Annotated in this window: 24 protein-coding genes; 3 read left to right on the forward strand and 21 right to left on the reverse strand. The window is 62.4% G+C overall.

Annotation, left to right across the window (positions count from 1 at the left end):
• Window positions 1–22 precede the first annotated feature (22 nt).
• From HX898_RS08130 to phnG, 15 genes are all read right to left on the reverse strand, one after another.
• On the reverse strand, window positions 23–526 hold the full coding sequence (locus tag HX898_RS08130) for a GrpB family protein (protein WP_180194400.1): 504 nt from the start codon (window positions 524–526) through the stop codon (window positions 23–25).
• Window positions 527–545: 19 nt separating this feature from the next.
• Window positions 546–1142 (reverse strand): phosphonate metabolism protein/1,5-bisphosphokinase (PRPP-forming) PhnN, encoded by a 597-nt coding sequence (gene phnN, locus HX898_RS08135; RefSeq protein ID WP_138332111.1) that lies wholly within the window; start codon window positions 1140–1142, stop codon window positions 546–548.
• Window positions 1139–2278: an alpha-D-ribose 1-methylphosphonate 5-triphosphate diphosphatase gene (locus tag HX898_RS08140; RefSeq protein WP_138332112.1), complete on the reverse strand. Its 1140-nt coding sequence runs from the start codon at window positions 2276–2278 to the stop codon at window positions 1139–1141. Before HX898_RS08140 ends, phnN begins: the two co-directional genes overlap by 4 nt.
• Before the next feature lie 13 nt (window positions 2279–2291).
• A complete protein-coding gene (locus HX898_RS08145; protein ID WP_138388499.1) occupies window positions 2292–2987 on the reverse strand; it encodes a DUF1045 domain-containing protein in 696 nt (231 codons plus the stop codon).
• A gap of 120 nt (window positions 2988–3107) precedes the next feature.
• Window positions 3108–4460, reverse strand: a complete 1353-nt coding sequence (gene phnE, locus HX898_RS08150; RefSeq protein ID WP_180194401.1) for a phosphonate ABC transporter, permease protein PhnE — start codon at window positions 4458–4460, stop codon at window positions 3108–3110.
• The gene (gene phnE / locus HX898_RS08155; protein ID WP_011649983.1) at window positions 4460–5440 is read right to left on the reverse strand and encodes a phosphonate ABC transporter, permease protein PhnE; all 981 of its coding nucleotides are present in this window, start codon (window positions 5438–5440) and stop codon (window positions 4460–4462) included. Before phnE (HX898_RS08155) ends, phnE (HX898_RS08150) begins: the two co-directional genes overlap by 1 nt.
• Window positions 5441–5509: 69 nt before the next feature.
• Complete coding sequence (phnD, locus tag HX898_RS08160; protein WP_138332115.1) at window positions 5510–6421, reverse strand: phosphonate ABC transporter substrate-binding protein; 912 nt, start codon at window positions 6419–6421, stop codon at window positions 5510–5512.
• A 73-nt stretch (window positions 6422–6494) separates the two neighbouring features.
• Window positions 6495–7337, reverse strand: coding sequence for a phosphonate ABC transporter ATP-binding protein (gene phnC, locus HX898_RS08165; RefSeq protein WP_180194765.1), 843 nt, complete (start codon window positions 7335–7337; stop codon window positions 6495–6497).
• Between the two features lie 118 nt (window positions 7338–7455).
• Entirely contained in the window at window positions 7456–8073 is a 618-nt protein-coding gene (locus HX898_RS08170) for a DapH/DapD/GlmU-related protein (RefSeq protein ID WP_180194402.1), read from the reverse strand.
• Complete coding sequence (phnL, locus tag HX898_RS08175; RefSeq protein ID WP_180194403.1) at window positions 8070–8777, reverse strand: phosphonate C-P lyase system protein PhnL; 708 nt, start codon at window positions 8775–8777, stop codon at window positions 8070–8072. The genes HX898_RS08170 and phnL overlap by 4 nt, the downstream gene beginning before the upstream one ends.
• 127 nt (window positions 8778–8904) lie before the next feature.
• Window positions 8905–9681, reverse strand: a complete 777-nt coding sequence (gene phnK / locus HX898_RS08180; RefSeq protein WP_003544413.1) for a phosphonate C-P lyase system protein PhnK — start codon at window positions 9679–9681, stop codon at window positions 8905–8907.
• On the reverse strand, window positions 9678–10553 hold the full coding sequence (locus tag HX898_RS08185) for an alpha-D-ribose 1-methylphosphonate 5-phosphate C-P-lyase PhnJ (protein WP_180194404.1): 876 nt from the start codon (window positions 10551–10553) through the stop codon (window positions 9678–9680). Before HX898_RS08185 ends, phnK begins: the two co-directional genes overlap by 4 nt.
• Complete coding sequence (locus tag HX898_RS08190) at window positions 10550–11656, reverse strand: carbon-phosphorus lyase complex subunit PhnI (protein ID WP_012759692.1); 1107 nt, start codon at window positions 11654–11656, stop codon at window positions 10550–10552. Before HX898_RS08190 ends, HX898_RS08185 begins: the two co-directional genes overlap by 4 nt.
• Before the next feature lie 4 nt (window positions 11657–11660).
• Window positions 11661–12269 (reverse strand): phosphonate C-P lyase system protein PhnH, encoded by a 609-nt coding sequence (phnH, locus tag HX898_RS08195; protein WP_180194405.1) that lies wholly within the window; start codon window positions 12267–12269, stop codon window positions 11661–11663.
• Window positions 12269–12745, reverse strand: coding sequence for a phosphonate C-P lyase system protein PhnG (phnG, locus tag HX898_RS08200; protein ID WP_180194406.1), 477 nt, complete (start codon window positions 12743–12745; stop codon window positions 12269–12271). The genes phnH and phnG overlap by 1 nt, the downstream gene beginning before the upstream one ends.
• Before the next feature lie 120 nt (window positions 12746–12865).
• On the opposite strand from phnG, the gene phnF reads away from it, so the two are divergent.
• Complete coding sequence (gene phnF, locus HX898_RS08205) at window positions 12866–13603, forward strand: phosphonate metabolism transcriptional regulator PhnF (RefSeq protein ID WP_180194407.1); 738 nt, start codon at window positions 12866–12868, stop codon at window positions 13601–13603.
• Window positions 13604–13642: 39 nt separating this feature from the next.
• Here phnF and HX898_RS08210 read toward each other — a convergent pair whose 3' ends face one another.
• The 6 genes from HX898_RS08210 to mepA form a co-directional block, all read right to left on the reverse strand.
• Window positions 13643–14278 carry a 2,3-bisphosphoglycerate-dependent phosphoglycerate mutase gene (locus HX898_RS08210; protein ID WP_020052380.1) on the reverse strand — a complete coding sequence of 212 codons (636 nt, stop codon included), beginning with the start codon at window positions 14276–14278 and terminating at the stop codon, window positions 13643–13645.
• A gap of 21 nt (window positions 14279–14299) precedes the next feature.
• Complete coding sequence (gene dapB / locus HX898_RS08215; protein ID WP_180194408.1) at window positions 14300–15124, reverse strand: 4-hydroxy-tetrahydrodipicolinate reductase; 825 nt, start codon at window positions 15122–15124, stop codon at window positions 14300–14302.
• A gap of 15 nt (window positions 15125–15139) precedes the next feature.
• Window positions 15140–16927, reverse strand: coding sequence for an ABC transporter ATP-binding protein (locus HX898_RS08220; RefSeq protein WP_180194409.1), 1788 nt, complete (start codon window positions 16925–16927; stop codon window positions 15140–15142).
• Window positions 16928–17076: 149 nt separating this feature from the next.
• Window positions 17077–18102, reverse strand: a complete 1026-nt coding sequence (locus HX898_RS08225) for a glucokinase (protein ID WP_138388488.1) — start codon at window positions 18100–18102, stop codon at window positions 17077–17079.
• 17 nt (window positions 18103–18119) lie between these two features.
• A complete protein-coding gene (locus tag HX898_RS08230) occupies window positions 18120–18500 on the reverse strand; it encodes a methylglyoxal synthase (RefSeq protein WP_138388487.1) in 381 nt (126 codons plus the stop codon).
• Window positions 18501–18627: 127 nt separating this feature from the next.
• A complete protein-coding gene (mepA, locus tag HX898_RS08235) occupies window positions 18628–19704 on the reverse strand; it encodes a penicillin-insensitive murein endopeptidase (protein ID WP_180194410.1) in 1077 nt (358 codons plus the stop codon).
• Window positions 19705–19803: 99 nt separating this feature from the next.
• On the opposite strand from mepA, the gene HX898_RS08240 reads away from it, so the two are divergent.
• Window positions 19804–19968 carry a hypothetical protein gene (locus HX898_RS08240; RefSeq protein WP_180194411.1) on the forward strand — a complete coding sequence of 55 codons (165 nt, stop codon included), beginning with the start codon at window positions 19804–19806 and terminating at the stop codon, window positions 19966–19968.
• A complete protein-coding gene (locus tag HX898_RS08245; protein ID WP_180194412.1) occupies window positions 19969–21801 on the forward strand; it encodes an extracellular solute-binding protein in 1833 nt (610 codons plus the stop codon).
• Window positions 21802–21829 lie beyond the last annotated feature (28 nt).

Consider the following 21829-nt stretch of genomic DNA (forward strand, 5'->3'; position numbering starts at 1 on the left):
GGGCGTCTGACGGATTCCAGCTTTACGTCCTTAACGCAGCCAGCCGAACCGCCTCGCTGACAAACTCGGTCTTTCCGACGGTATAAAAATCCCAATCGCCACCTGCCTCCGCAGCCAGCCGGCGTTTCAGATCGGCATAGGCCTTGGCCCTCTCGGGGTGACCCCTGAGATAATCGCGAAACAGAATGCGGTCCCGATGCGCGTAGTTATTGGGCCCGCAAAGATAGAGCTTGAACCCATAACCGTCATGATCGCGGGTGAAGGCCCATCGTTGCTCGCCTGTATCGCCGTGGAAGACGAAGTCGGCAGCGCGCACGATCTCGATCGCCGCCGGCAGGAACGCGTCGGATATCATCATGGCATCGAGGTCGATCTTCGGCTTGGCCGGCAGGCCAGGCACCGACGTGCTGCCGATATGCTCGATGGAAAGCAGGCGCCCACTGAGCAGGATCGAGATCTCGGTGCTGATCTCGGCAAACAGCCGCGGCCAGGAAGGATCGTAGTCGACCACCTTGATGGCGCGCATGCCCTTCCTCTCGATCTGTTCAGGGCGCCTTGGTCAGCAATCCGTCGAGGATCTCGATCATCTTCTGCTCGGCCTCTTCGAGCGAGCCGCTATTGTCGAGCTCCACCACGTCGTATTCGCCACGCACCGTCAGCGGTCCGCGGGCAAGCCGGGCCATGATATCTTCATGCGTCTCGCGTCCGCGCGCCTCCAGCCGACCGGCGAGCACTTCGGGGCGGGCGGTGACGTTGATGACTTTCAGCCGCGGGAAGGCGGCCTGGAAGCGGTGAAGCGCGGAGCGCGAGCCGTTGGCGACGACGACATGGCCTCTCGACAGCGCTACCGAGACCTCGGCCGGAATGCCGTATTTCAGGCCGTGCGCTTCCCACCAGACGGCGAAGGAGCCTGACTGCTCCATGGAGGCAAAACCTTCGAGGGAGACGGAAAGATGGTCTTCGCCGCCGGCGTCACGGTGACGGGTGATGACCCGGCGGACGAAATGCACATTGTCGCGGCCCTTGAAACGCCGGGCCGCGAGGTTCATCAGCGTGTCCTTGCCGGCACCGCTCGGTCCGACGACGACGACCATGATGCCGCGCTCGGCTCCGGCTCCGGGGTGGGGTTCGTGCGGCATCATGCGACACGGCGTCCCTGGCGCCAGACGGAGCGCGTCACCGGCACGCCGTGCGAACGATGGACGCGGACAAGATCGGCGCGCAGCCCCGTTGCGATCCGGCCGCGGTCATCGAGGCTGACGGTACGGGCGGGCGTCGACGTCACCATGGCGATCGCCTTCGGCAGGCTGATGCTCTCCACCTCGTCGGCGAGGATGAAGGGCGCATGCAGCAGGCTGAGCGGTACGTAGTCGGAGGAAAGCACGTCGAGCACGCCCATCTCGGCAAGGTCGCGGGCGGCGATATTGCCGGAATGTGACTTGCCGCGCACGATGTTCGGCGCCCCCATCAGCACGCTCATGCCATGTCCGTGCGAGGCCCGGGCGGCGTCGAAGCTGGTCGGGAACTCGGCCAGGCGCACCCCGTTGTCGATCGCCTCGTCGACATGGGAGAGCGTCGCGTCGTCATGGCTTGCCACGGTGATGCCGCGCTCGGCGCAAACCTTGGCGATGGCGTTGCGGTGCGGCGTCGAATTGCGCGCCGATTCTGCCTGACGCTTGGCGACGAAACGCGCGAAAGCCTCGTCGCTCAGGCCCCGCTTCTTCTGGTAGTAGAAAATATATTGATCCATCGTCTGGAATTGCCGCTGGCCGGGGGCGTGGTCCATCAGCGAGACGAGACGCACATGCCGGTCGCTTTCGAAATCGGCGAAATGTTCGAGCACATTGTCGGCCGAGACCTCGCAGCGCAAGTGGAGCAAGTGCTCGGCGCGCAGCCTGCCTTCCTTCTCCGCCGACTGGATGGCATCGGCCATCTCGCGCATCTCGCCATGTTCGAAGCCGCCGTCCTCGTCCGCACCCATGCGCAGGCAGTCGAACACGGTGGTAATGCCTGATGTGACGATCTGGGCGTCATGCGCCTGGATCGCGGCGGTCTTGTTCCAGCGGATGCCGGGACGCGGCTGGTAATGGCCTTCGAGATGGTCGGTGTGCAGCTCGACAAGGCCTGGAATGATGTAGTCGCCTTCAAAATCTTCGCCGGCTACCGAGTTACCCTCGGAGATGTCGGCGATCTTTCCATCGCGGATGAGGATCGAGCCCGAGAGGATGTCATCCTCGAGAACGATGCGGGCGTTGGAAAACACGGTCTCTTTGCTCATGTCGTCAGGTCTTTCAGCTTTTGGCACCGGCAAGCGGCAGCCAGGAATGAACTTTGAACGGGGCGCCGCGCGTCTCCTCGATGAAGACGGCAAGGCCGGAAATCAAAAGCGGCCGGCCGGTGAAATCGGCAAAACGCTCGGTCAGGATCGCTTTCATCACCTCGGCGCGTGTCTCGGGCACCTGGCCGCTCAGCGTCATGTGAAAGCCGAAATCCTCCATGACGTAAGGATAACCCCAGCGCTGCAGATGAGCGCGCTGGCTGTCGCTGAGCTTCTCCGGGTTGCGCCGCGCCATGTCGGCTTCGGAAAGCGCTGCGCGGAACGGTTCGAACGACCTTACCACCTTCGCGGCGAAATCCTGAAGAGGTTGATGAAGAGAACCGGGAACGAGGGCAAAAAAACGGCCGAGTTGCCCAAGCACGAGTTCAGGAATCTCGAAGGCTTGCGTGCGCTGGGCAAAATCCTCGGCAACGGTCATGAGATCTTTCTCGGTGACGGAGGAGGCGAGCGAAAACGGTGCCTTGATCGTGGCGTGAAAGCCGTAGCGGCGGGGGTCGGCGGTGAGCTCGAACTGTTCTGCAGCACCCAGCTGCTCATATTCCGGTGCAGGATAGGTCTCGCCGGTGAAAGCATTGCGGCCGAGCCAGAGCGAGGCCGCGCCGGTCAGGGGATCATCCTTCGGCGGCGAGAAATAGAGAGCGTAGCGCAAGGCTTTTATCCTGGGGATCGTCCAAACGGGGGAGCGCACTGTGCAGTGATTTGGCGGCGAACCGCAAGCAGGCTCCCGGCTAAAAGATTTCCGTGACAGAATGATGATGGCGTCAGTTCGTCAGTGGCCCTTTTTTCCCATCACGCGCGAACGCAGCGCATTCGAGAGGTTGTCGAAGGCGAAGACCACGAGGAGGATCAGCAGGACCATATAGGCGACTTTGTCCCAGTCCGAATTGGTCTTCATGGATTCGAGCAGCTTGAGGCCAATGCCGCCCGCACCGACGGCGCCGATTACGGTTGCCGAGCGGGTATTCGATTCCCAGAAATAGAGCGATTGCGAGATGAACACCGGCAGGACCTGAGGGATGACGCCATAACGTTGGACGGCCACCGGTGCCGCGCCGACCGATCTCACGCCCTCACGCTGCTTGTCGTCGATGTTCTCAAGCGCTTCGGCATAGACCTTTCCGAGCGCGCCCGTATCGGTGAAGAAGATCGCCGCGATGCCTGGAAGCGGCCCTGGGCCGAAGGCACGGGTGAAGAACAACGCCCAGATCAGCATGTCGATCGAGCGCAGGAAATCAAAGAGCCGCTTTGTGCCCCAGTTCGCAGCGCGGCTGCGCGTGATGTTGCGCGCGGCGATGAAGGCAAGCGGGAAAGCGACCAGCGTGCCGAACAGCGTGCCGACAAAGGCCATGACCAGCGTCTGCATCAACTTCGACAGGATGTCGCCATGCTGCCAGCTTGCATTGTTCAGGAAGTTGTCCAACGCCAGCGAGGCATTGGACTGGTTCGGATCGAGTCGTTCGCCGGAGAACATCAGGCCGACGACCTCAGGCAGGCTGCGGCCCCAGAAGGGCGAATGCGTATCGAAGAAGAAGTTTGCCCAGCCGAGGAAGCGGCGCTGGACATAGACCTGGTTGGTACGGATTTCCGCCTGTCCCGCGAAGCCGTAATAGACGTTCACCTTGTTGTCGTCTTGCTCCATCTGGGCAGGTGCGTCGGACGGCAGGGAGGCACGATCGCGGGTGATGGTCACGGGATAGAATTTGCCGTCGATATAGACGTCGACTCGGCTCGGCGTCACTTCCATGCGGTTGCCGGCGCTGCCGAAGGTGACGGTGTATCGGCTGCTATCGGCATTGGGCTTCAGCCAGTTGATATCGGCGCCCTCGGGATACTGGCGGCGGCTCGTCCATTGGGGGACGACCTGATCGTTCTGGAAACGCAGGCGCGGCTGGGCGCGCCAGGAATACCAGTCCTGGACATAGATCGCCGCGCGGTCCCAGTTGCCGTTCACGAAGGTGGGGATGACGTTGAAGAAGGCGAAGCAGAAGGCAAGGTAAACGAAGACCGCAGCTGAAATGAGGAGCAGACCCCAGCGCTGCATGAAGCTGCGATGGAAGACGTCCGGATAGGCCGAAAGCAGTCGTTCGCGCTCGGCGGCGTTGATGGTCGGAACAGAGGACATCAGGCTGCTCCCTGTCCGAATTCGAAGGACTGCTTGCCGATCAGCCGGCGGCGCAGCCAGGCGGAGAATTGGTCGACGCAAATGACGGTGATCAGCAGCAGGATGATGATCGCATAGGTCTTGGCAGCATGGTCGCGTCCGATCGACAGGCTGAAGACCTCGCCTATGCCGCCGCCGCCGACGGCGCCGATAATAGTCGAGGCGCGCACGTTGATCTCAGTCCGCAGCAGCGTGTAGGAGACGAAGTTCGGCAACACCTGCGGCAGGATCGCGAAGCGCACGCGCTCCAGCCAGCCGGCACCGGCGGCGCGCAGGCCTTCATCCGGCTTCATGTCGGCATTCTCGACGACTTCGAAGAACAGCTTCCCAAGTGCGCCGACAGTATGGACCCATACCGCGATGATCGCCGAAATCGGACCGATCGACAGGATCGCGGCGAGAAGACCGGCGACGACGATTTCCGGGAAGGCGCGCATGATTTCCATGATGCGCCGCACGACCCAGCGCGTCACGCCAGCACCGACCAGATTGGTGGAAGCGAAAAAGCAGAGCAAGAACGCGCCGCTCGCACCGAGAATGGTGGAGACGATGGCGATGTTGAGCGTGATCGCGAGCTGGTAGAAGAAATTCGGGATGTAGAAACTATCGGTGATCCAGACGCGGTCGCTTGTATAGTCGTATTTGATCGAACCGTCGGAGAAGGGCGACGGCAGGTCGAACATGGCGCGGAAGATCTCCAGCGGACTGTCCGGCACGAAGCTCTTCATGAAGTCGAAGAAATAGGGAAGGCGCTCGAAGAACTTGCCCGAATTGGCGCTGTTGGCGAAGTCGAGCGAGGCGCCGAGGATGATCAGGAAGACCACGATTGAAACGACGGTATAGATCCGCCGCGTTCGAACCTGGCTCTGATAATGATCGAGGATGGTGCGGGAGCCCTCCTGCAATCCGCTCAGAGAGTCCGCGCCGGCCGAGTGCGCCATATGTGGCTTCCTTCTTGAAAAAACGGCGGCATCATCATGATGCCGCCGCAAGACTGTTCAGACTGAGGATCAGCCGCCGATAACGGCCTTACGGGCGTCGATGATCGTCTGGTAGAAGCTCTGGTCGACCGGCGCCCAGTCAACGTAGCCGCCGCCCGTGAACGATTCGAAGCAGCTCTTGTCTGTCTTCGGCAGTTCGGCGAAGTAGGTGGTAACCTTCTTCTGGAGGTCGGCCGGCAGCTTCTGGGAAACCATCAGCGGACCGTTCGGGATGAGCGGCGACTTCCAGACTTCGACGATATCGTCCATGTCGAGCAAGCCCTTGGTGACCATCTGGTGCAGGTTGCCGGAGGAGTAGCCCTGCGCCCAGTCGCCCTGACCGGAACCGAAGGTGGTACCGACGTCGAACTTTTTGTCGAGAACGCCGAGAACGAGGTTCTCGTGGCCGCCGCCGAAGCCGGTTTCAGAGAAGTACTGCTTGACTGGAGCGCCGGTGTCCTTCGGAAGGGCAACGTTAGGAACAAGGTAGCCGGAGGTAGAGTCCGGATCAGCGAAGCCGAGCTTCTTGCCCTTGGCGTCGGCGAGCGTCTTGATGCCGGAATCCTTGCGGGCAACCATGATCGAGTAATAACCGGTCGAACCGTCGGCCTGCTTGGTGGTCAGAACCGGGGTGACGGCGTTTGGATCCTTGATATAGATCGCGGCGTAAGAGGCGGCGCCCATGACGGCGAGGTCGATCGTGCCGCCAAGGAGGCCCTGGATGACGCCGTTGTAATTCGGCGATGGGAAGAGCTGAACTTCGGAAACGCCGGTGGCAGCGATCAGGCCCGGCTTGACGCACTCGGTGCGGCGAACCTGGTCGGCTTCGTTTTCACCGCCATCGAGACCGATGCGGAGGACCTTGACGTCCTGGGCAGCAGCATTGCCGGCGAGGGCGGCGACGGCGATGGTTGCCATCAGGATCTTGCGGAATGCAGACATGGAAGTCTCCTTTTGTGACATGGTTTGTTTGTCAGTTATTTTTCCGACCGTTGTCCCGTCGGCCGGAAACGGGTCAGTGCACGGCGGCTGCTTTGGCCACCCTGCCGGATGAGACATCCTCGGCGCGGCGCTTGGATTCGAGGCTGGTCGAGGTGAGCGTTTCGTCGATGCCGGCGCCGTCCTTGTCGGTCCCGTAGATTTCCTTCACCGCTTCGGCGGTCAGCTCCGAGGGCTGGCCGTCGAAGACGACGCGGCCGCCGGCCATGCCGACGATGCGCTCACAATAGTTGCGGGCGGTGTCGAGCGTGTGAAGGTTGGTGATGACGGTGATGCCCTCGCGCTCGTTGATATCGCGCAGCGCATCCATGACGATCTTGGCGTTCAGCGGATCGAGAGAGGCGATCGGCTCATCGGCGAGAACCATTTTCGGGTTCTGCATCAGCGCCCGGGCGATCGCCACGCGCTGCTGCTGGCCGCCGGAAAGCGTGCCGGCTGCCTGCAGCGCCGTCTGCTCGATGCCGAGGCGTTCGAGTGCCGCGATGGCATGCACGCGTTCCTCGCGGGTGAAGATGTTGAGCAGGCTCATAAGCGTCGAGCGATGATTGAGGCGGCCGAGCATGACATTGGTGAGAACGTCGAGGCGCGGCACCAGGTTGAACTGCTGGAAGATCATCGCACAGTCGCGCTGCCAGTTGCGCAATGCCTGGCCGCGAAGCCCGGAGACCTCGACGCCGGCGAAATGAACGGAGCCGGAGCTCGGCTCCTGAAGGCGGTTGATCATGCGCAGCAGCGTCGACTTGCCGGCGCCGGAGCGGCCGATGATGCCGACCATCTGGCCCTGGGGAATGGCAAGCGTGACGGAATCGACAGCGAGCTTTTTTCCGAAACGACGTGTGACATTCTTCAGCTCGAACATCATGCTCTTCCCTTGCGATCCAGGCCTTGATCAGCATCGCATTAGTCTCGCTTGATGAACCTCGCATGTCATATTTGTGTAAGTCCTGTCACAATTCTTCGCCCCTATATCGGGGGTTTTAACCGCCGTAGCGGGACAGGAAATCTTCCGCGTCCAGGTTGCGAAAATCCTCGAGCGCCTGGCGCAGCCGGTCATGCTCCCAGTCCCACCACGAAAGCCTGTCCATCCGTTCGCCGACCTCTCTTGGAAAGCGCTCGCGAATGAGTTTGGCCGGTACGCCGCCAACGATCGTATAGGGCGCGACGTCCTTCGAGACGACGGCGCCGGCCCCGATCACCGCGCCATTGCCGATGGTGACGCCGGGCAGGATCGTCGCCCCGTGGCCGATCCAGACGTCGTTGCCGATCGTCACGCGGTTTGCGCGTCGCCAGGCGAAGAAGTCCGTTTCCACGTCGCCGTCCGGCCAGTAGTCGGCGGCGCGATAGGTGAAATGATGCAGTGTCGCGCGCCAGGTCGGATGGTTGGTGGCGTTGATGCGCACGGCGGCGGCGATATTGACGAACTTGCCGATCGTCGCACACCAGACGGAGCCATCCTGCATGATGTAGGAATAGTCGCCGAAGCTGGCCTCGCTGATGCGGCAGCGTTCCGAGACCTCCGTATAGCGCCCGAAGGTGGATTCGCTGACGGATGCCGTTTCATGAAAGTAGGGCTCGATACCCAGCTTGCGGCTCATGCAGCGATCTTTCTGGGTGAGAACTGCTGGACGTCGAGGATGCGGTCGGCGACGGCTTCGCGCACTTCTTCGTCGTGGAAGATGCCGAGAAGGGCCACACCCGCCTTCTTCTTTTCCGCGATCATGCCGACGACGACGGCGCGGTTTTTCGCGTCGAGCGAGGCTGTGGGTTCGTCGAGAAGCAGGATCGTGTGCTCGGTGATGAAGCCGCGTGCGATGTTGACGCGTTGCTGCTCGCCGCCAGAGAAGGTGGCGGGCGGAAGCTGCCAGAGCGTTTCCGGCAGATTGAGCCTGGCAAGCAGGGCGCCCGCCTTTTCCCGCGCCGTGACGGCGTCCTCGCCGCGTGCCACCAGCGGTTCGGCAACCACGTCGATCGCCGCGACGCGCGGCACGGTGCGTAGGAACTGGCTGACATAACCGAGTGTATTGCGGCGGACGTTGAGCACGGTGCGCGGATCGGTGGAGGCGAGATCGACGATGCGTCCGTCGTGGCGGATGAGGATCTGGCCGGTGTCGACGGCATAATTGCCGTAGATCATCTTGAGCAGCGAGCTCTTGCCGATGCCCGATGGTCCACCGAGCACGACGCATTGGCCCGATGCGACGGAGAAGGCGACATCGGAGACGACGGGTAGCTTGATGCCGTCACGCAGATGCATGGTGAAGCTCTTCGAGACTTCGGAAACGACGAGGGGCGTTGCCATGATTTCTTCTTTCTAGAGCAATTCCAGGAAAAGTGTGAAGCGGTTTTCCGTCCGGAATTGCGTAAAAACAAAAGGTTAGAACGGTTCTGTGCTGCCATGAAAACTGAACCGTTCTAGGTTTCCGACCTCAGACCTGCAGGATCGAGGAGACGAGCAGCTGCGTATAGGGTTCGCGCGGGTCGTCGAGCACGCGGTCGGTGAGCCCGTGTTCGATGACGTAGCCGTCCTTCATCACCATCATCCGGTGCGAGAGAAGGCGGGCGACGGCGAGATCGTGGGTGACGATGATGGCCGAGAGACCGAGATCGTTGACGAGGCCGCGCACGAGATCGAGCAGGCGCGCCTGCACCGAGACGTCGAGGCCGCCGGTCGGCTCGTCCATGAAGACGAGGCGCGGGCCGGTGACGAGGTTGCGGGCGATCTGCAATCGCTGGCGCATGCCGCCCGAAAAGGCGCGCGGCTGGTCGTCGATGCGGTCGGCGTCGATCTCGACGCGTTCGAGCCAGTCGATCGCCGAGGCGCGGATCTTGCCATAGTGCCGGTCGCCGATCGCCATCAGCCGTTCGCCGACATTGGCGCCGGCAGAAACGGTCATGCGCAGGCCGTCGGCAGGGTTCTGATGCACGAAGCCCCAGTCGGTGCGCATCAGGAAACGCCGCTCGGCCTCGTTCATGCGGTAGAGGTCGCGGTAGCTGCCGTCGCGCATGTGATATTCGACGCTGCCGGTGCTCGGCAGCAGCCGAGTGGAGAGGCAGTTGAGCAGCGTCGTCTTGCCGGAGCCGGATTCACCGACGATGGCGAGCACTTCGCCGGGCCAGAGCTCGAAGGAGACGTCGCGGCAGCCGATGCGGTTGCCGTAGAATTTCGAAACGTCATGGACTTTGAGAAGTGGAGTATCGCTCATTCTGCAGCCTCCCGGGCCAGCATCTCGCCTGCATGTCCGTGCGCGCGGCGGTCTTCGCAATGATCGGTGTCGGAGCAGACGAACATGCGCCCGCCCTTGTCGTCGAGAACCACTTCGTCGAGATAGACTTCCTCGGCGCCGCAAAGGGCGCAGGGCTTGTCGAAGCGCTGTATATCGAAGGGGTAATCCTCGAAATCCAGGCTGACGACGTCGGTATAGGGCGGAACCGCATAGATGCGCTTCTCGCGTCCGGCGCCGAAGAGCTGCAGCGCGTCCGACATATGCATCTTCGGATTGTCGAATTTCGGCGTCGGCGACGGGTCCATGACGTAGCGGCCGTGGACCTTCACCGGATAGGCGTAGGTCCTGGAGATGCGGCCGTTATGGGCGATGTCCTCGTAGAGCTTCACATGCATGAGACCGTATTCTTCGAGAGCGTGCATCTTGCGGGTCTCGGTCTCACGCGGCTCGAGGAAGCGCAGCGGCTCGGGGATTGGCACCTGGTAGACGAGCACCTGTCCGGGGCCGAGCTTTTCCTCGGGAATGCGGTGGCGCGTCTGGATAATCGTTGCATCCTTGGTATGCGTCGTCACCGCGACATTGGCGACCTTCTGGAAGAAGGCGCGGATCGAAACGGCGTTGGTCGTGTCGTCGGCGCCCTGGTCGATGACCTTCAGCACGTCGTCCGGTCCGATGATCGAGGCCGTCACCTGCACGCCGCCGGTGCCCCAGCCATAGGGCATCGGCATTTCGCGCGAGGCGAAGGGCACCTGGTAACCCGGAATGGCGATTGCCTTCAGGATGGCGCGGCGGATCATCCGCTTGGTCTGTTCGTCGAGATAGGCGAAGTTGTAGCTGGCCAGATCGGTCATTCGGCGGCTTCCTTCATGTCTTCGCCACCGTTGCGGGCGGCTTCGAATTCGCGGCGCATACGGCGGACGAGATCGAGTTCGGCCTGGAAATCCACATAATGCGGAAGCTTCAGGTGCTCGACGAAGCCCGTCGCCTGGACGTTGTCGGAGTGCGAGATGACGAATTCCTCGTCCTGTGCCGGCGCGGTGATATCCTCGCCGAGCTCTTCGGCGCGAAGCGCCCGGTCGACCAGCGACATCGCCATCGCCTTGCGCTCGCTCTGGCCAAAGACCAGGCCGTAGCCGCGGGTAAATTGCGGCGGCGCCTTGGCCGAACCCTTGAACTGGTTGACCATCTGGCATTCGGTGATCTGGATGGTGCCGAGCGAGACGGCGAAACCGAGTTCCGGCACGTCGAATTCCACCTCGACGTCGCCGATGCGGATTTCACCGGTGAAGGGGTGGTTGCGGCCATAGCCGCGCTGGGTAGAATAACCGAGCGCCAGCAGGAAGCCCTCGTCGCCGCGGGCAAGCGCCTGCAGGCGCAGGTCGCGGGTCATCGGGAATTCCATCGGCTCGCGGGTCAGGTCGCCGATCTCGTGATCTTCCGGCATGTCGCCGTCGGCCTCGATCAGGCCTTCTTCGCCGAGGATTTCGGAGACGCGCATGACCCGGCCGGTCTCGGCGGCGCGCTGAGCGGGCGTCTCGACCGCCTCGTCCGAAAGCAGCGAGGGATCGAGCAGGCGGTGGGTATAGTCGAAGGTAGGCCCAAGAAGCTGGCCGCCCGGCAGATCCTTGTAGGTCGCCGAGATGCGGCGTTCGATCGTCATATCAGCCGTGTCGAGCGGCTTCGAATAGCCGAAACGCGGCAGCGTCGTGCGGTAGGCGCGCAGCAGGAAGATCGCCTCGATCATGTCGCCCCGCGATTGGCGGATGGCAAGTGCTGCGAGCGTGCGGTCGAAAAGCGAAGCCTCGGCCATGACGCGGTCGACGGCGAGCGCCAGCTGCGCCACGATCTGTTCGATACCGATCGCCGGCAGCGAGCGGTCGCCGCGGCGGCGGTCGGCCAGCAGGCGGTGGGCATTGGCAATGGCGGCCTCGCCACCCTTGACGGCAACATACATGAGCTCAGATCTCCGTTGCTGTGATCTTGGTGGTGCGCGGCAGGCAGAGGAAACGCTTGCCCGCCGTCAGCACGATGTCGACGCCGCGCGGAAAGAGCGCGCGGTTCTCGGTCCAGAGCCGCAGGAAGGTCTCCGGCAGGCCGATAGGCGCGATCTCCGCCACGCTCTGGATGCCGGGACCCATCAGCGCCAGACTGCGGCCGCCTTCGAGTTCGGCGAGTTCGATGACAACAGTCGTCGAGCGGTCGGGATATTCCTGCGTACCTGATGCAAAGAGGCCGAAGGAGGAAAGTGCGGTGCCGGCCTCGGTGAAGGCAAAGCGCGCTTCGGCTTTTTCGGTGGTCAACGGCGCGCCGGTATGGAAGCCGAACCACTCCGGCACGGCGGATCTCGCCAGTCCCTGGGAAAGCCAGACGGGTGTGTCGTGGTCGCAAAGCGTCAGCGCGATCGTGCCGGCGGCGATGCCGAGCGGTGCCGGCGGAGCGACGTCGGGCAGAACGGTCTGGATTGTGCCGGGGCGGGCCATACCGTCCATCAGCATCTTGAAGACGCTTTGGGAATGGAAGACCGGCTCGGCAAAGCCGCCGGTCAGAGCTTCTGTTTTCAGGCCCATCAGTTGTCTCCCCGCACCATGGTGAAGAAATCGACGCGGGTTGCCGCCGTCTCGTCCGCCTTGCGGCGTTCGGCATCGGCGATCCGCTCAGTGATCGGTAAAAGCAGGGCCTGTTCGACGAAATCCTTCGTCGCGTCCTCCTGCCAGAGCGCGTCGAAGATCGCCGCAAGCCTGGCCTTTTCGCGGTCGGTGCCGAGCGCGTGTGCATGACCGACCGAGCCTGTGCCGAGCCGGACCGTCGCCCGCGTCACGGTCACTTCGCCGAGATTGAAGGGAGCGCCGCCGCCGCCGATGCGTCCGCGCACCATCACCAGCCCGGTTTCCGGTCCGCGCACCTGATGGGCCACAGGCTTTTCCGGCAGCGCATCGAAGGCCGCTGAGAGTTCGCTGCGCTCCGCACGCGCCAGCAGATCGGCGGCGCGTTTGCGCCCGGATGCCGTCTGTGACGCAGCGTCTTTGCTGTCCGCTGATATCATCGCCGCTTCCCTTTAAATGTCTATTGATATAGACAACCATACAAGCTATAATTAGCTCTAAATCGATGTCGTGACAAGCGTGTGACATCGTCGGGGTGGAATGGCAGGGCAGGGGGTGGAATGGCAGGATTGAAGCAGGTGCAAAGGCAAACCGGCGTGGCGCTCTGGCGCCAGATCGCCGATCGGATTCGCGAGGCGATCAGCAGCGGAACCTATGACGAAACGGGAATGGTGCCGCCGGAAACCGTGCTGGCGCAGCAATTCGGCGTCAACCGGCATACGGTGCGCAGTGCGCTGGCGGCATTGGCGCAGGAGGGGATCGTCCGTGCGGTACAAGGTCGCGGCACGCTGATCGAGCGCAAGGAGCGGCTGAATTTCCCGATCACCAGGCGCACGCGCTTCACCGCCGGCATTGGCGATCAAGCGCGTGAAATGCGCGGCTTGCTGCTCAATGAGGCGAAGGAGGAGGCGAGTGCCGAGATCGCCCGCTGGCTGGGCCTGAAGCCGGGAGAACAGGTGATTCGCCTGGAAACATTGCGCCAGGCAGACAAGCGCCCGGTTTCAAGGGCGACGAGCTGGTTTCCCGCCAAGCGCTTTGCCGGTATCGGTGAGGCTTACCGGACCGCGGAATCGATCACGAAGGCTTTCGCCGAACTCGGCCTGCCGGATTATGTCCGGGCGACGACCGAGGTAACGGCCGCCCATGCGAGTGCAGCCGATATGGCCGACCTCGAACTCACTCCCGGTGCCATCCTTCTGATCGCCAAGGCGATGAATACCGATCTTGAGGGTGTGCCGGTGCAATATTCGATCAGCCGCTTCGCGGCCGACCGGGTCCAGTTCACCATCGAGAACTGAGCGCCTTTCCCCGCCGAAGCGGGGAAAGATCAGCTGAGATCAATGCGCGCCCGACATGTCGCCGAGCACTTCCTTGGAAGCGACGGTGGAATCCGCCTTCAGCGTGTAGACCATCGGCACGCCGGTCGCGAGATTGAGGGCGAGCACACCTTCTTTGCTCAGCTTGTCGAGCACCATGACAAGCGAGCGCAGCGAATTGCCGTGCGCGGCAACCAGCACCTTCTCGCCCCTGAGCACGCGCGGCAGGATTTCTGTGAGGTAGTAGGGCCAGACGCGGGCGCCGGTGTCGCGCAGGCTTTCACCGCCGGGAGGCGGCACGTCATAGGAGCGGCGCCAGATATGCACCTGTTCCTCGCCCCATTTGGCGCGTGCATCGTCCTTGTTGAGGCCGGAGAGGTCGCCGTAGTCGCGCTCGTTCAGCGCCTGGTCGCGGATCGTCAGGAGATCGGGCTGGCCGACCTTGTCGAGGATGAGCTTCAGCGTGTGCTGCGCGCGCACCAGCACCGAGGTATAGGCGACGTCGAATTTGATCCCGTATTCGGCGAGCGCCGCCCCGCCTGCATTGGCTTCCTGGACGCCGAGCTCGGTCAGATCGGGATCCTTCCAGCCGGTGAAGAGATTCTTCAGGTTCCAGTCACTCTGGCCGTGGCGAACGAGGACGAGGGTACCGCTCATGAATATGCCTCCGTAGTATCGTTATGAGGAAGTGAGCCCGAGCACGTCGAGCATGGAATAGAGACCCGGCTTCTTGTCGCGCGCCCAAAGCGCCGCCTTGATGGCGCCGCGCGCGAAGATCGAGCGATCGGCCGCACTGTGCGACAGGGTGACGATTTCACCCTCGCCGGCAAAAAGCACGGAATGCTCGCCGATGACCGAGCCGCCGCGCAGCGTCGCAAAGCCGATGGTGCCCGCTTCGCGGGCGCCGGTATGGCCGTCGCGCACTCGGACCGATTGCGAGGCAAGATCGATGCCACGCCCCTTTGCCGCAGCCTCGCCGATGAGAAGAGCAGTGCCGGAAGGCGCATCCACCTTGTGCTTGTGGTGCATTTCCAGGATCTCGATATCCCAGTCATCAGGATCGAGCGCACGCGCTGCCTGCTCTGCGAGCACGCTGAGCAGATTGACCCCGAGGCTCATATTGCCCGACTTGACGATGCGGGCATGGCGGGCCGCCGCCGCGATCTTGGCATTGTCGTCGGGTAAACAGCCCGTCGTGCCGACGATATGGACGATGCGGGCCTGCGCGGCGAGGCCTGAAAATTCCACGGTTGCGGCAGGCGAGGTAAAGTCGAGCACGCCTTCGGCATCGAGAAAGGCGTTGAGCGGATCGTCGCCGATGACGACACCGGTCGGGCCGAGACCGGCGATCTCGCCGGCATCCTTGCCGATAAAGGGCGAGCCGGCGCGCTCGACCGCGGCATGCAGGTTCACGCCCTCGATCGAATGGATGAGCCGGATCAGCGTCTGCCCCATGCGTCCTGCTGCGCCAACCACCACCAGTTTCATCGCAGCTTCGCTCATGTCAGTCTCACCAGGTCAGTTTGAATCGGAGGCCGAAGGCCTCTGCAGGTTGTTGAGGCGAGCGTAAAGACCGTCGCTGACCTTCGCAAGCGTCTCGTGATTGCCTTCCTCGACGACGCGGCCCTGCTGCATGACGACGATCTTGTCGGCGCGCACCACGGTCGAAAGCCGATGGGCGATGACGACGACGGTACGTCCGCTCATCGCTTCGTCGAGCGCCTTCTGGACGGCTGCTTCGGATTCGGTGTCGAGAGCCGAGGTCGCCTCATCGAGAAGCAGGATCGGCGCATTGCGCACCAGGGCGCGTGCGATCGACAGCCGCTGGCGCTGGCCGCCCGAAAGCGTCACACCGTTTTCGCCGACCGGTGTCTCGTAACCCTGCGGCTGTGCCGAGATGAAGTCATGCGCATAGGCAAGGCGTGCTGCCTCTTCCACCTCGGCATCGGTCGCTTCCGGCCGGCCATAGCGGATATTGTCCCGGATCGTGCCCTCGAACAGATAGGGCTGCTGCGAGACATAGGCGAGCTGCTGGCGCAGCGACTTCTTTGTGATGTGGGCGATGTCCTGCCCGTCGATCAGGATTTCACCCTCGCGCGGATCGTAGAAGCGCGGAATGAGGCTGATGACGGTGGACTTGCCGGCGCCAGAGGGGCCGACCAGCGCTGTGGTCGCGCCGCCCTCGGCAATGAAACTGACGCCACTGAGCACGCTCTCATTGCCGTAGGCGAAGGACACATTGCGGAATTCGATCCTCGCCTGCGTCACCGTCAGCGGCCGGGCATCCTGCAGGTCCCGCTGGCGCGGTTCCATGTCGAGCAATTCATAGATCATCCGCGCATTGACGACGGCGCGCTCCATCTGCACCTGCAGGCGGGCAAGCCGGCGGGCCGGGTCATAGGCAAGCAGCAGCGCCGTGACGAAGGAGAAGAAGGCGCCCGGCGGCACATTGAAGTAGATCGAGCGGTAGGCCGCATAGGCAAGCACGCTGGCAACGGCAAAGCCCGCGAAACTTTCCGTCAGAGGAGAGGTGCGTTCGGACAGCCGGGCAATCCGGTTCGCCCGGCTTTCGGCGCCCTTGATGAGTTTGTTGACCTTGCGCTCCAACTCTTCTTCCATCGTGAAGGCTTTCACGATGGCGATGCCCTGGATCGTCTCCTGCATGGCGCCGAGAACGTGGCTGTTCAGATGCACTGCCTCGCGGGTCGCCGAGCGCAGCCGCTTGGAAACATAGCGCAGTGCATAGAGCAGCGGCGGCGCCATGATGAACACGGCAAGGCTGAGCAGCGGATCCTGGATGATCATCACGGCGAGCAGCGAAACGAAGGTCAGCAGGTCGCGCACCGTCGAGGTGATCGTCAGATTGAGCACGTCGCGGATGCCGCTGACATTCTGGCTCACCTGCGCGGCGATATGGGCCGAGCGCGCCTCGCTGAAGAAGCCGACCGAAAGCGTCATCAGATGCGCATAGAGTCGGCGCTGGTAGCGCGCGACGATATCGTTGCCGACCCTGGACAGCGCCACCGCCTGGCCATAGCTCGCAAAGCCGCGCAGCACGAAGGCGATGAAGATCGAAAGACAGATGATCCAGACGACGTCGGCGCGCCGATTGGCGAAGGCCTCGTCGATGATCGCCCGCATGATCCAGGCGGTGAACGCCGTCGAAAGCGCCACCACGATGAGGCAGGCAATCGCAAAGACATAGCCCCAGAGATGGTCCCGGCCGTTTTCAGCGATGATGCGCTTCAGGATGCCGGTTACGGTATCGCTGCTGACGCTCTGCGTTCTGCTTTCCGCCGCTTCCAAAAATGAGGTTTCCTGTCTCGGACCAAGCGCCCCGCGAAGGCGACGCGCACATTTGCCGGGGTCTATAAAGAGTTGGGACCGGTTTGGCTAGAGCGCCGCGCGCCCGGATAGGACGCGCCAAGGACGCTCTATTTGCTTTGCGTGCGGGCCTAGCGCCGCCAGCGGCGGCCTTCCGTCGAGACACCGAAATTCGCCGGCATGCGCGCATAGGAGGAAAGCCCGGCAAGCGCTGCCAGCGGATGTGTCACCACATAGGTCGGGATGGTGCGAAGCAGCGCCGTATGCGGCGCCTTGTCCTCGAAGGCGATGCGGAATTCCGGCTTCTTCAGCGCCGGGATGATCTTCTGCGAGATGCCGCCGGAGAGATAGACGCCGCCGCGCGCCATGAACACCATCGCCATGTCGCCCGCCACGCGGCCGAGATAGGTGGCAAACAGCGAGACGGTCTCTACGGCCGCCTTGTCGCTGCCGGCAAGCGCGTGCGAGGTGATGTCGGCGGGATCCTTCATCGTCGGCTCGATGCCGTCGACCACGCAGATGGCGTGATAGAGGTTGACGAGGCCGCGCCCGCAGAGGATCTGCTCGGCCGAAACGCGGCCTTCGATCGTCTCGATATGCGGGAAGATGTCATAATCGCGCTTGCTGCGCGGCCCCAGATCGACATGGCCGCCTTCGCCGGGAACCGGGATCCAGCTGTGCTGGGCATGCACGAGCCCGCCGACGCCGAGGCCGGTGCCTGGTCCCAGTACGACGCGGGAGGCGATCATGTCGCCGGTAGCGTCGCCGATCCGTTCGCGATTTTCATCCGAAAGCGCGGCGATTGCCAGCGCCTGCGCCTCGAAATCGTTGACGACGAGCACATCCTCCATGCCGAGGCCCTCGATCATCGTCTTCGGTCGCACCACCCAGTCGCAATTGGTCAGCGGGATCTCGTCGTCGTTGATCGGGCCGGCGACGGCGAGGATCGCCGAGCGCGGCTGCACGGCGGTCTTGTCGAGCACGCCTTGCTGGATCGCCTCGTCGATCGTGGCGAAATCCGCCGTGCGCACGTTCGGAAACTGCTTCGGCTCGGCATAGGCATCGGTCAGGATGGAGAAGCGGGCATTCGTGCCGCCGATATCGCCGATCAGGATCGGGAAAGGCTGCGGAGCGGTGCTGTTGTTCGGTTTTGGCATGGCCGGTTCCGTGCTGATCAGGCTTCGAGTGTGGGAAGAAGTTTTATAGCGGTCGCGTGGTTGAGCGCCATCGGAATATCGTAGACGATCGCCAGTCGCATCAGCGCCTTCACGTCGACATCGTGCGGCATCGGCGTCAAGGGGTCGACGAAGAAGATCAGGGCGTCGACCTCGCCGGTCGAAATCAGCGCGCCGATCTGCTGGTCGCCGCCGAGCGGTCCGCTTTTCAGCCTCGTAACGTGGAGGTCGGGGGCAGCGTCGAGCACGCGCCCGCCGGTGGTGCCGGTGGCGACGATCTTCCAATGAGAGAGAACGTCCCGGTTGGTGCGGGCGAAATCCGCCATGTCGTCTTTCTTCTGGTCATGCGCAATCAATGCAAGGCATTTGCCGCCGGCCATCAACCCCTCCGCCCGAGAAATTCAATCGATTTGACCGCTTTATACCAAGAATTTGCGATTTGAAAGACAGCGTTATACCGGGTCACGTCCTCGGGTTTGGTCTCAGGGTTCGGTCCCAGGACCTCGATCATTGTATCGCCGGCTTGTCGTTCGGAACCGGACCGACATCGGGCAAAGCGCCGTCGTCGGCGGCGGCAGGCGCTGCGGCTGGAGCGGCGGTGAGTGCGCTTGCGGCGGAAGATCCGCCATAGGTGGCGGCCTGCATCGAGGCGACGGAAGCAGCATCGAGCACGGCGGCGCAGGCCTTGGGCAGGTCGGAGACCATCATCTCGCGCGGCGGCTTCGGCGGCTTGGCGCCGGGCTTCGGCGGTTTCGGCGGTGCCCAGGGCGCCGGCGTGAACCACCAGGCGAGCGACTTGTCGCAGCCGTCACCGGCAACGACTGGGGCCTGCGGCGTGCATCCCTTGGCACCGGGCGGGCACTTGATGCGGATGTGGAAATGCGAGTCATGGCCGTATTCCGGCCGGAGCTTGCCAAGATTGGTGCGGTCGCCGGTCCAGGTATCGCACATCTTCTTCTTGATCGCCGGATTGACGAAGATACGCTCCACCTCGGGATAGCTTGCCGCCAGCATCAGCAACCGCGCGTGCGATTGCGTCCACACTTTGGGGTCGACGGTCAGGAACTTACCCTTCTGCAGCATGGTGGTGAAGGGCATATCCTGGCGCTCCTCGGCCGTCATGCGGCGCGTGGGCATCGGCGTAAACCAGATGTCGGCATCAAGACCGATCTGGTGTGAGGCATGGCCGTTCAGCATCGGCCCACCGCGCGGCTGCGCAATGTCGCCGACCAGAATTCCCGGCCAGCCGGCATATTTGGCCCCGTCCTGCGAAAGACGTTCGAGCAGCGCGATCATCGCCGGATTGCCCCAGCGGCGATTGCGCGAAAGCCGCATCGCCTGCCAGGTCGGCCCGTCGGTCGGCAACGCCACCGCACCCGTCATGCAGCCCTTTGCGTAAAAGCCGATCGGCTGCGCTGGTCCCTGCGTCGGCAGACCGACGGCGCCGAACTGCCCCTTGGCGCTGCCCGGGCTCGGCGTCTTCTGCTGGGCGCCGACGTCACCGGCGGCAAGGCTTGCGCCGATTGCGCCGGCAAGCGTCAGTTTGCCGAATGTCCTGAAAGCCTGAGAGAAGCCGAAAGCCATACTGTTCCCTTGAACCGCTGCCGAAGTGATTTGCGATCGAATCTATAGTGAAAAGCGATTTTGGTGAATCGATGTTTTGGCTGGCGATGGGAAGCGGCGGTGACGGATCGCCGCATCGTCGTTGCCGCAGCCTACGATCCCTCGTCGCGGCGTTGCGCCGCCGATGCTCAAAATTTCGCGCGCCCGGCAAAAACCAAACTCTCTCCTGTTTTTCGCCCGTATTTTTCGTATTGTCGAACCCATCAATATCAGGGGAAAGCGTGAATGGCGGCTCTGTGGTCGAAGATCGGATTGTTTCTATCGCTTGCGGGTGCTCTGGCGCCAATGCCGGCAACGGGTCAGGACCAGCCCTTTCAGATCGGAAGCTCGGTCATCAGCGAGATGAAGTACAAGCCGGGCTTTGCGCATTTCGACTACGTCAATCCCGATGCACCGAAAGGCGGAGATCTGCGCCTCTCCGCAAGCGGCGCCTTCGACACCTTCAACCCGCTGCTCGCCAAAGGCCAGGCGGCAGTGGGCCTGACGCTCGTTTACGACACGTTGATGAAGCCCGCCGACGACGAGCTTCTCGTCTCCTACGGTCTGCTTGCCGAGGGATTGTCTTTTCCCGCTGACGTCTCGAGCGCGACCTTCCGCCTGCGCAAGGAAGCGAAATGGGCGGATGGTCAGCCGGTCACGCCGGAAGACGTCATCTTCAGTCTGGACAAGACCAAGGAATTAAATCCCCTCGCCTCGAACTATTACCACCACGTTGTCAAAGCGGAAAAGACCGGCGAGCGTGACGTCACCTTCACCTTCGATGAGAAGAACAACCGCGAACTGCCGAATATTCTCGGCCAGTTGATGGTCGTGCCGAAGCATTGGTGGGAAGCGCCCGGACCGGATGGCAAGCCGCGCGACATTTCTAAAACGACGCTGGAGCCCGTGATGGGTTCGGGGCCGTACAAGATCGCTTCCTTCTCGCCCGGCGCAACGATCCGTTATGAATTGCGTGACGACTATTGGGGCAAGGACCTCAATGTGAATGTCGGTCAGAACAATTTCCGCAACGTCAACTACACCTATTTCGGTGATCGGGATGTCGAGTTCGAGGCCTTTCGCGCCGGCAACAGCGACTACTGGCAGGAAACCACGGCTGCCCGCTGGGCGACGGGATATGATTTTCCCGCAGTGAAGGAAGGACGTGTCAAGAAAGAGGAGGTTGCAAACCCGCTGCGCGCCACCGGCATCATGCAAGCTCTCGTGCCCAACATGCGACGCGACCTCTTCAAGGACATCAGGGTCCGCGAGGCTCTGAACTACGGTCTGGATTTTGAGGAGCTGAACCGCACCGTTGCCTTTAACAGTTACAAACGCATCGACAGTTATTTCTGGAATACCGAACTCGCCTCCTCCGGCCTGCCCCAGGGTAGAGAACTGGAAATTCTGCAGGGCATGAAAGATAAGGTGCCGGCAGAAATCTTCACAACGCCCTATACCAATCCCGTCGGCGGCGATCCGCAGAAGAGCCGCGATAACCTCCGCAAGGCAATTGCGCTTTTCAAAGAAGCCGGCTGGGAGCTCAAGGGCAATCGCATGGTCAATACCAAGACCGGCCAGCCGATGAGTTTCGAGATCCTGTTGTCGAGCCCCATGTTGGAGCGCTGGGCGGTGCCTTATGCCAACAATCTCAGGAAAATCGGCATAGATGCGCGGATCCGGACAGTCGACGCGTCGCAATCTGTCAACCGTGAACGCAGCTTCGACTACGATATGATCTGGAATGTCTGGGCGGAGACCATGAATCCGGGCAACGAACAAGCCGACTATTGGGGATCCGGTTCGGTCAATCAGCAGGGTTCCCGCAATTATGCCGGCATTGCCAACCAAGCCGTTGATGAGCTCATTCGCATGATTATCTTCGCGCCGAACCGCGACGAGCAGATCGCAGCAATCAAGGCCATGGATCGGGTCTTGCTTGCAAATCACTACGTCATCCCGCTGTTCTACCGCGACACTTATAACATCGCCTATTGGAACACGGTCACGCATCCGGCCGAGTTTCCGGCCTACAGCCTTGGCTTCCCCGATGCCTGGTGGTCGACCTCGGCAAAATGAGCGGGCTTGCAATGCAGGGGCCCTCGGC

The sequence above is a fragment of the Rhizobium sp. WYCCWR 11128 genome (assembly GCF_013416305.1).
GTDB lineage: Bacteria > Pseudomonadota > Alphaproteobacteria > Rhizobiales > Rhizobiaceae > Rhizobium > Rhizobium indicum.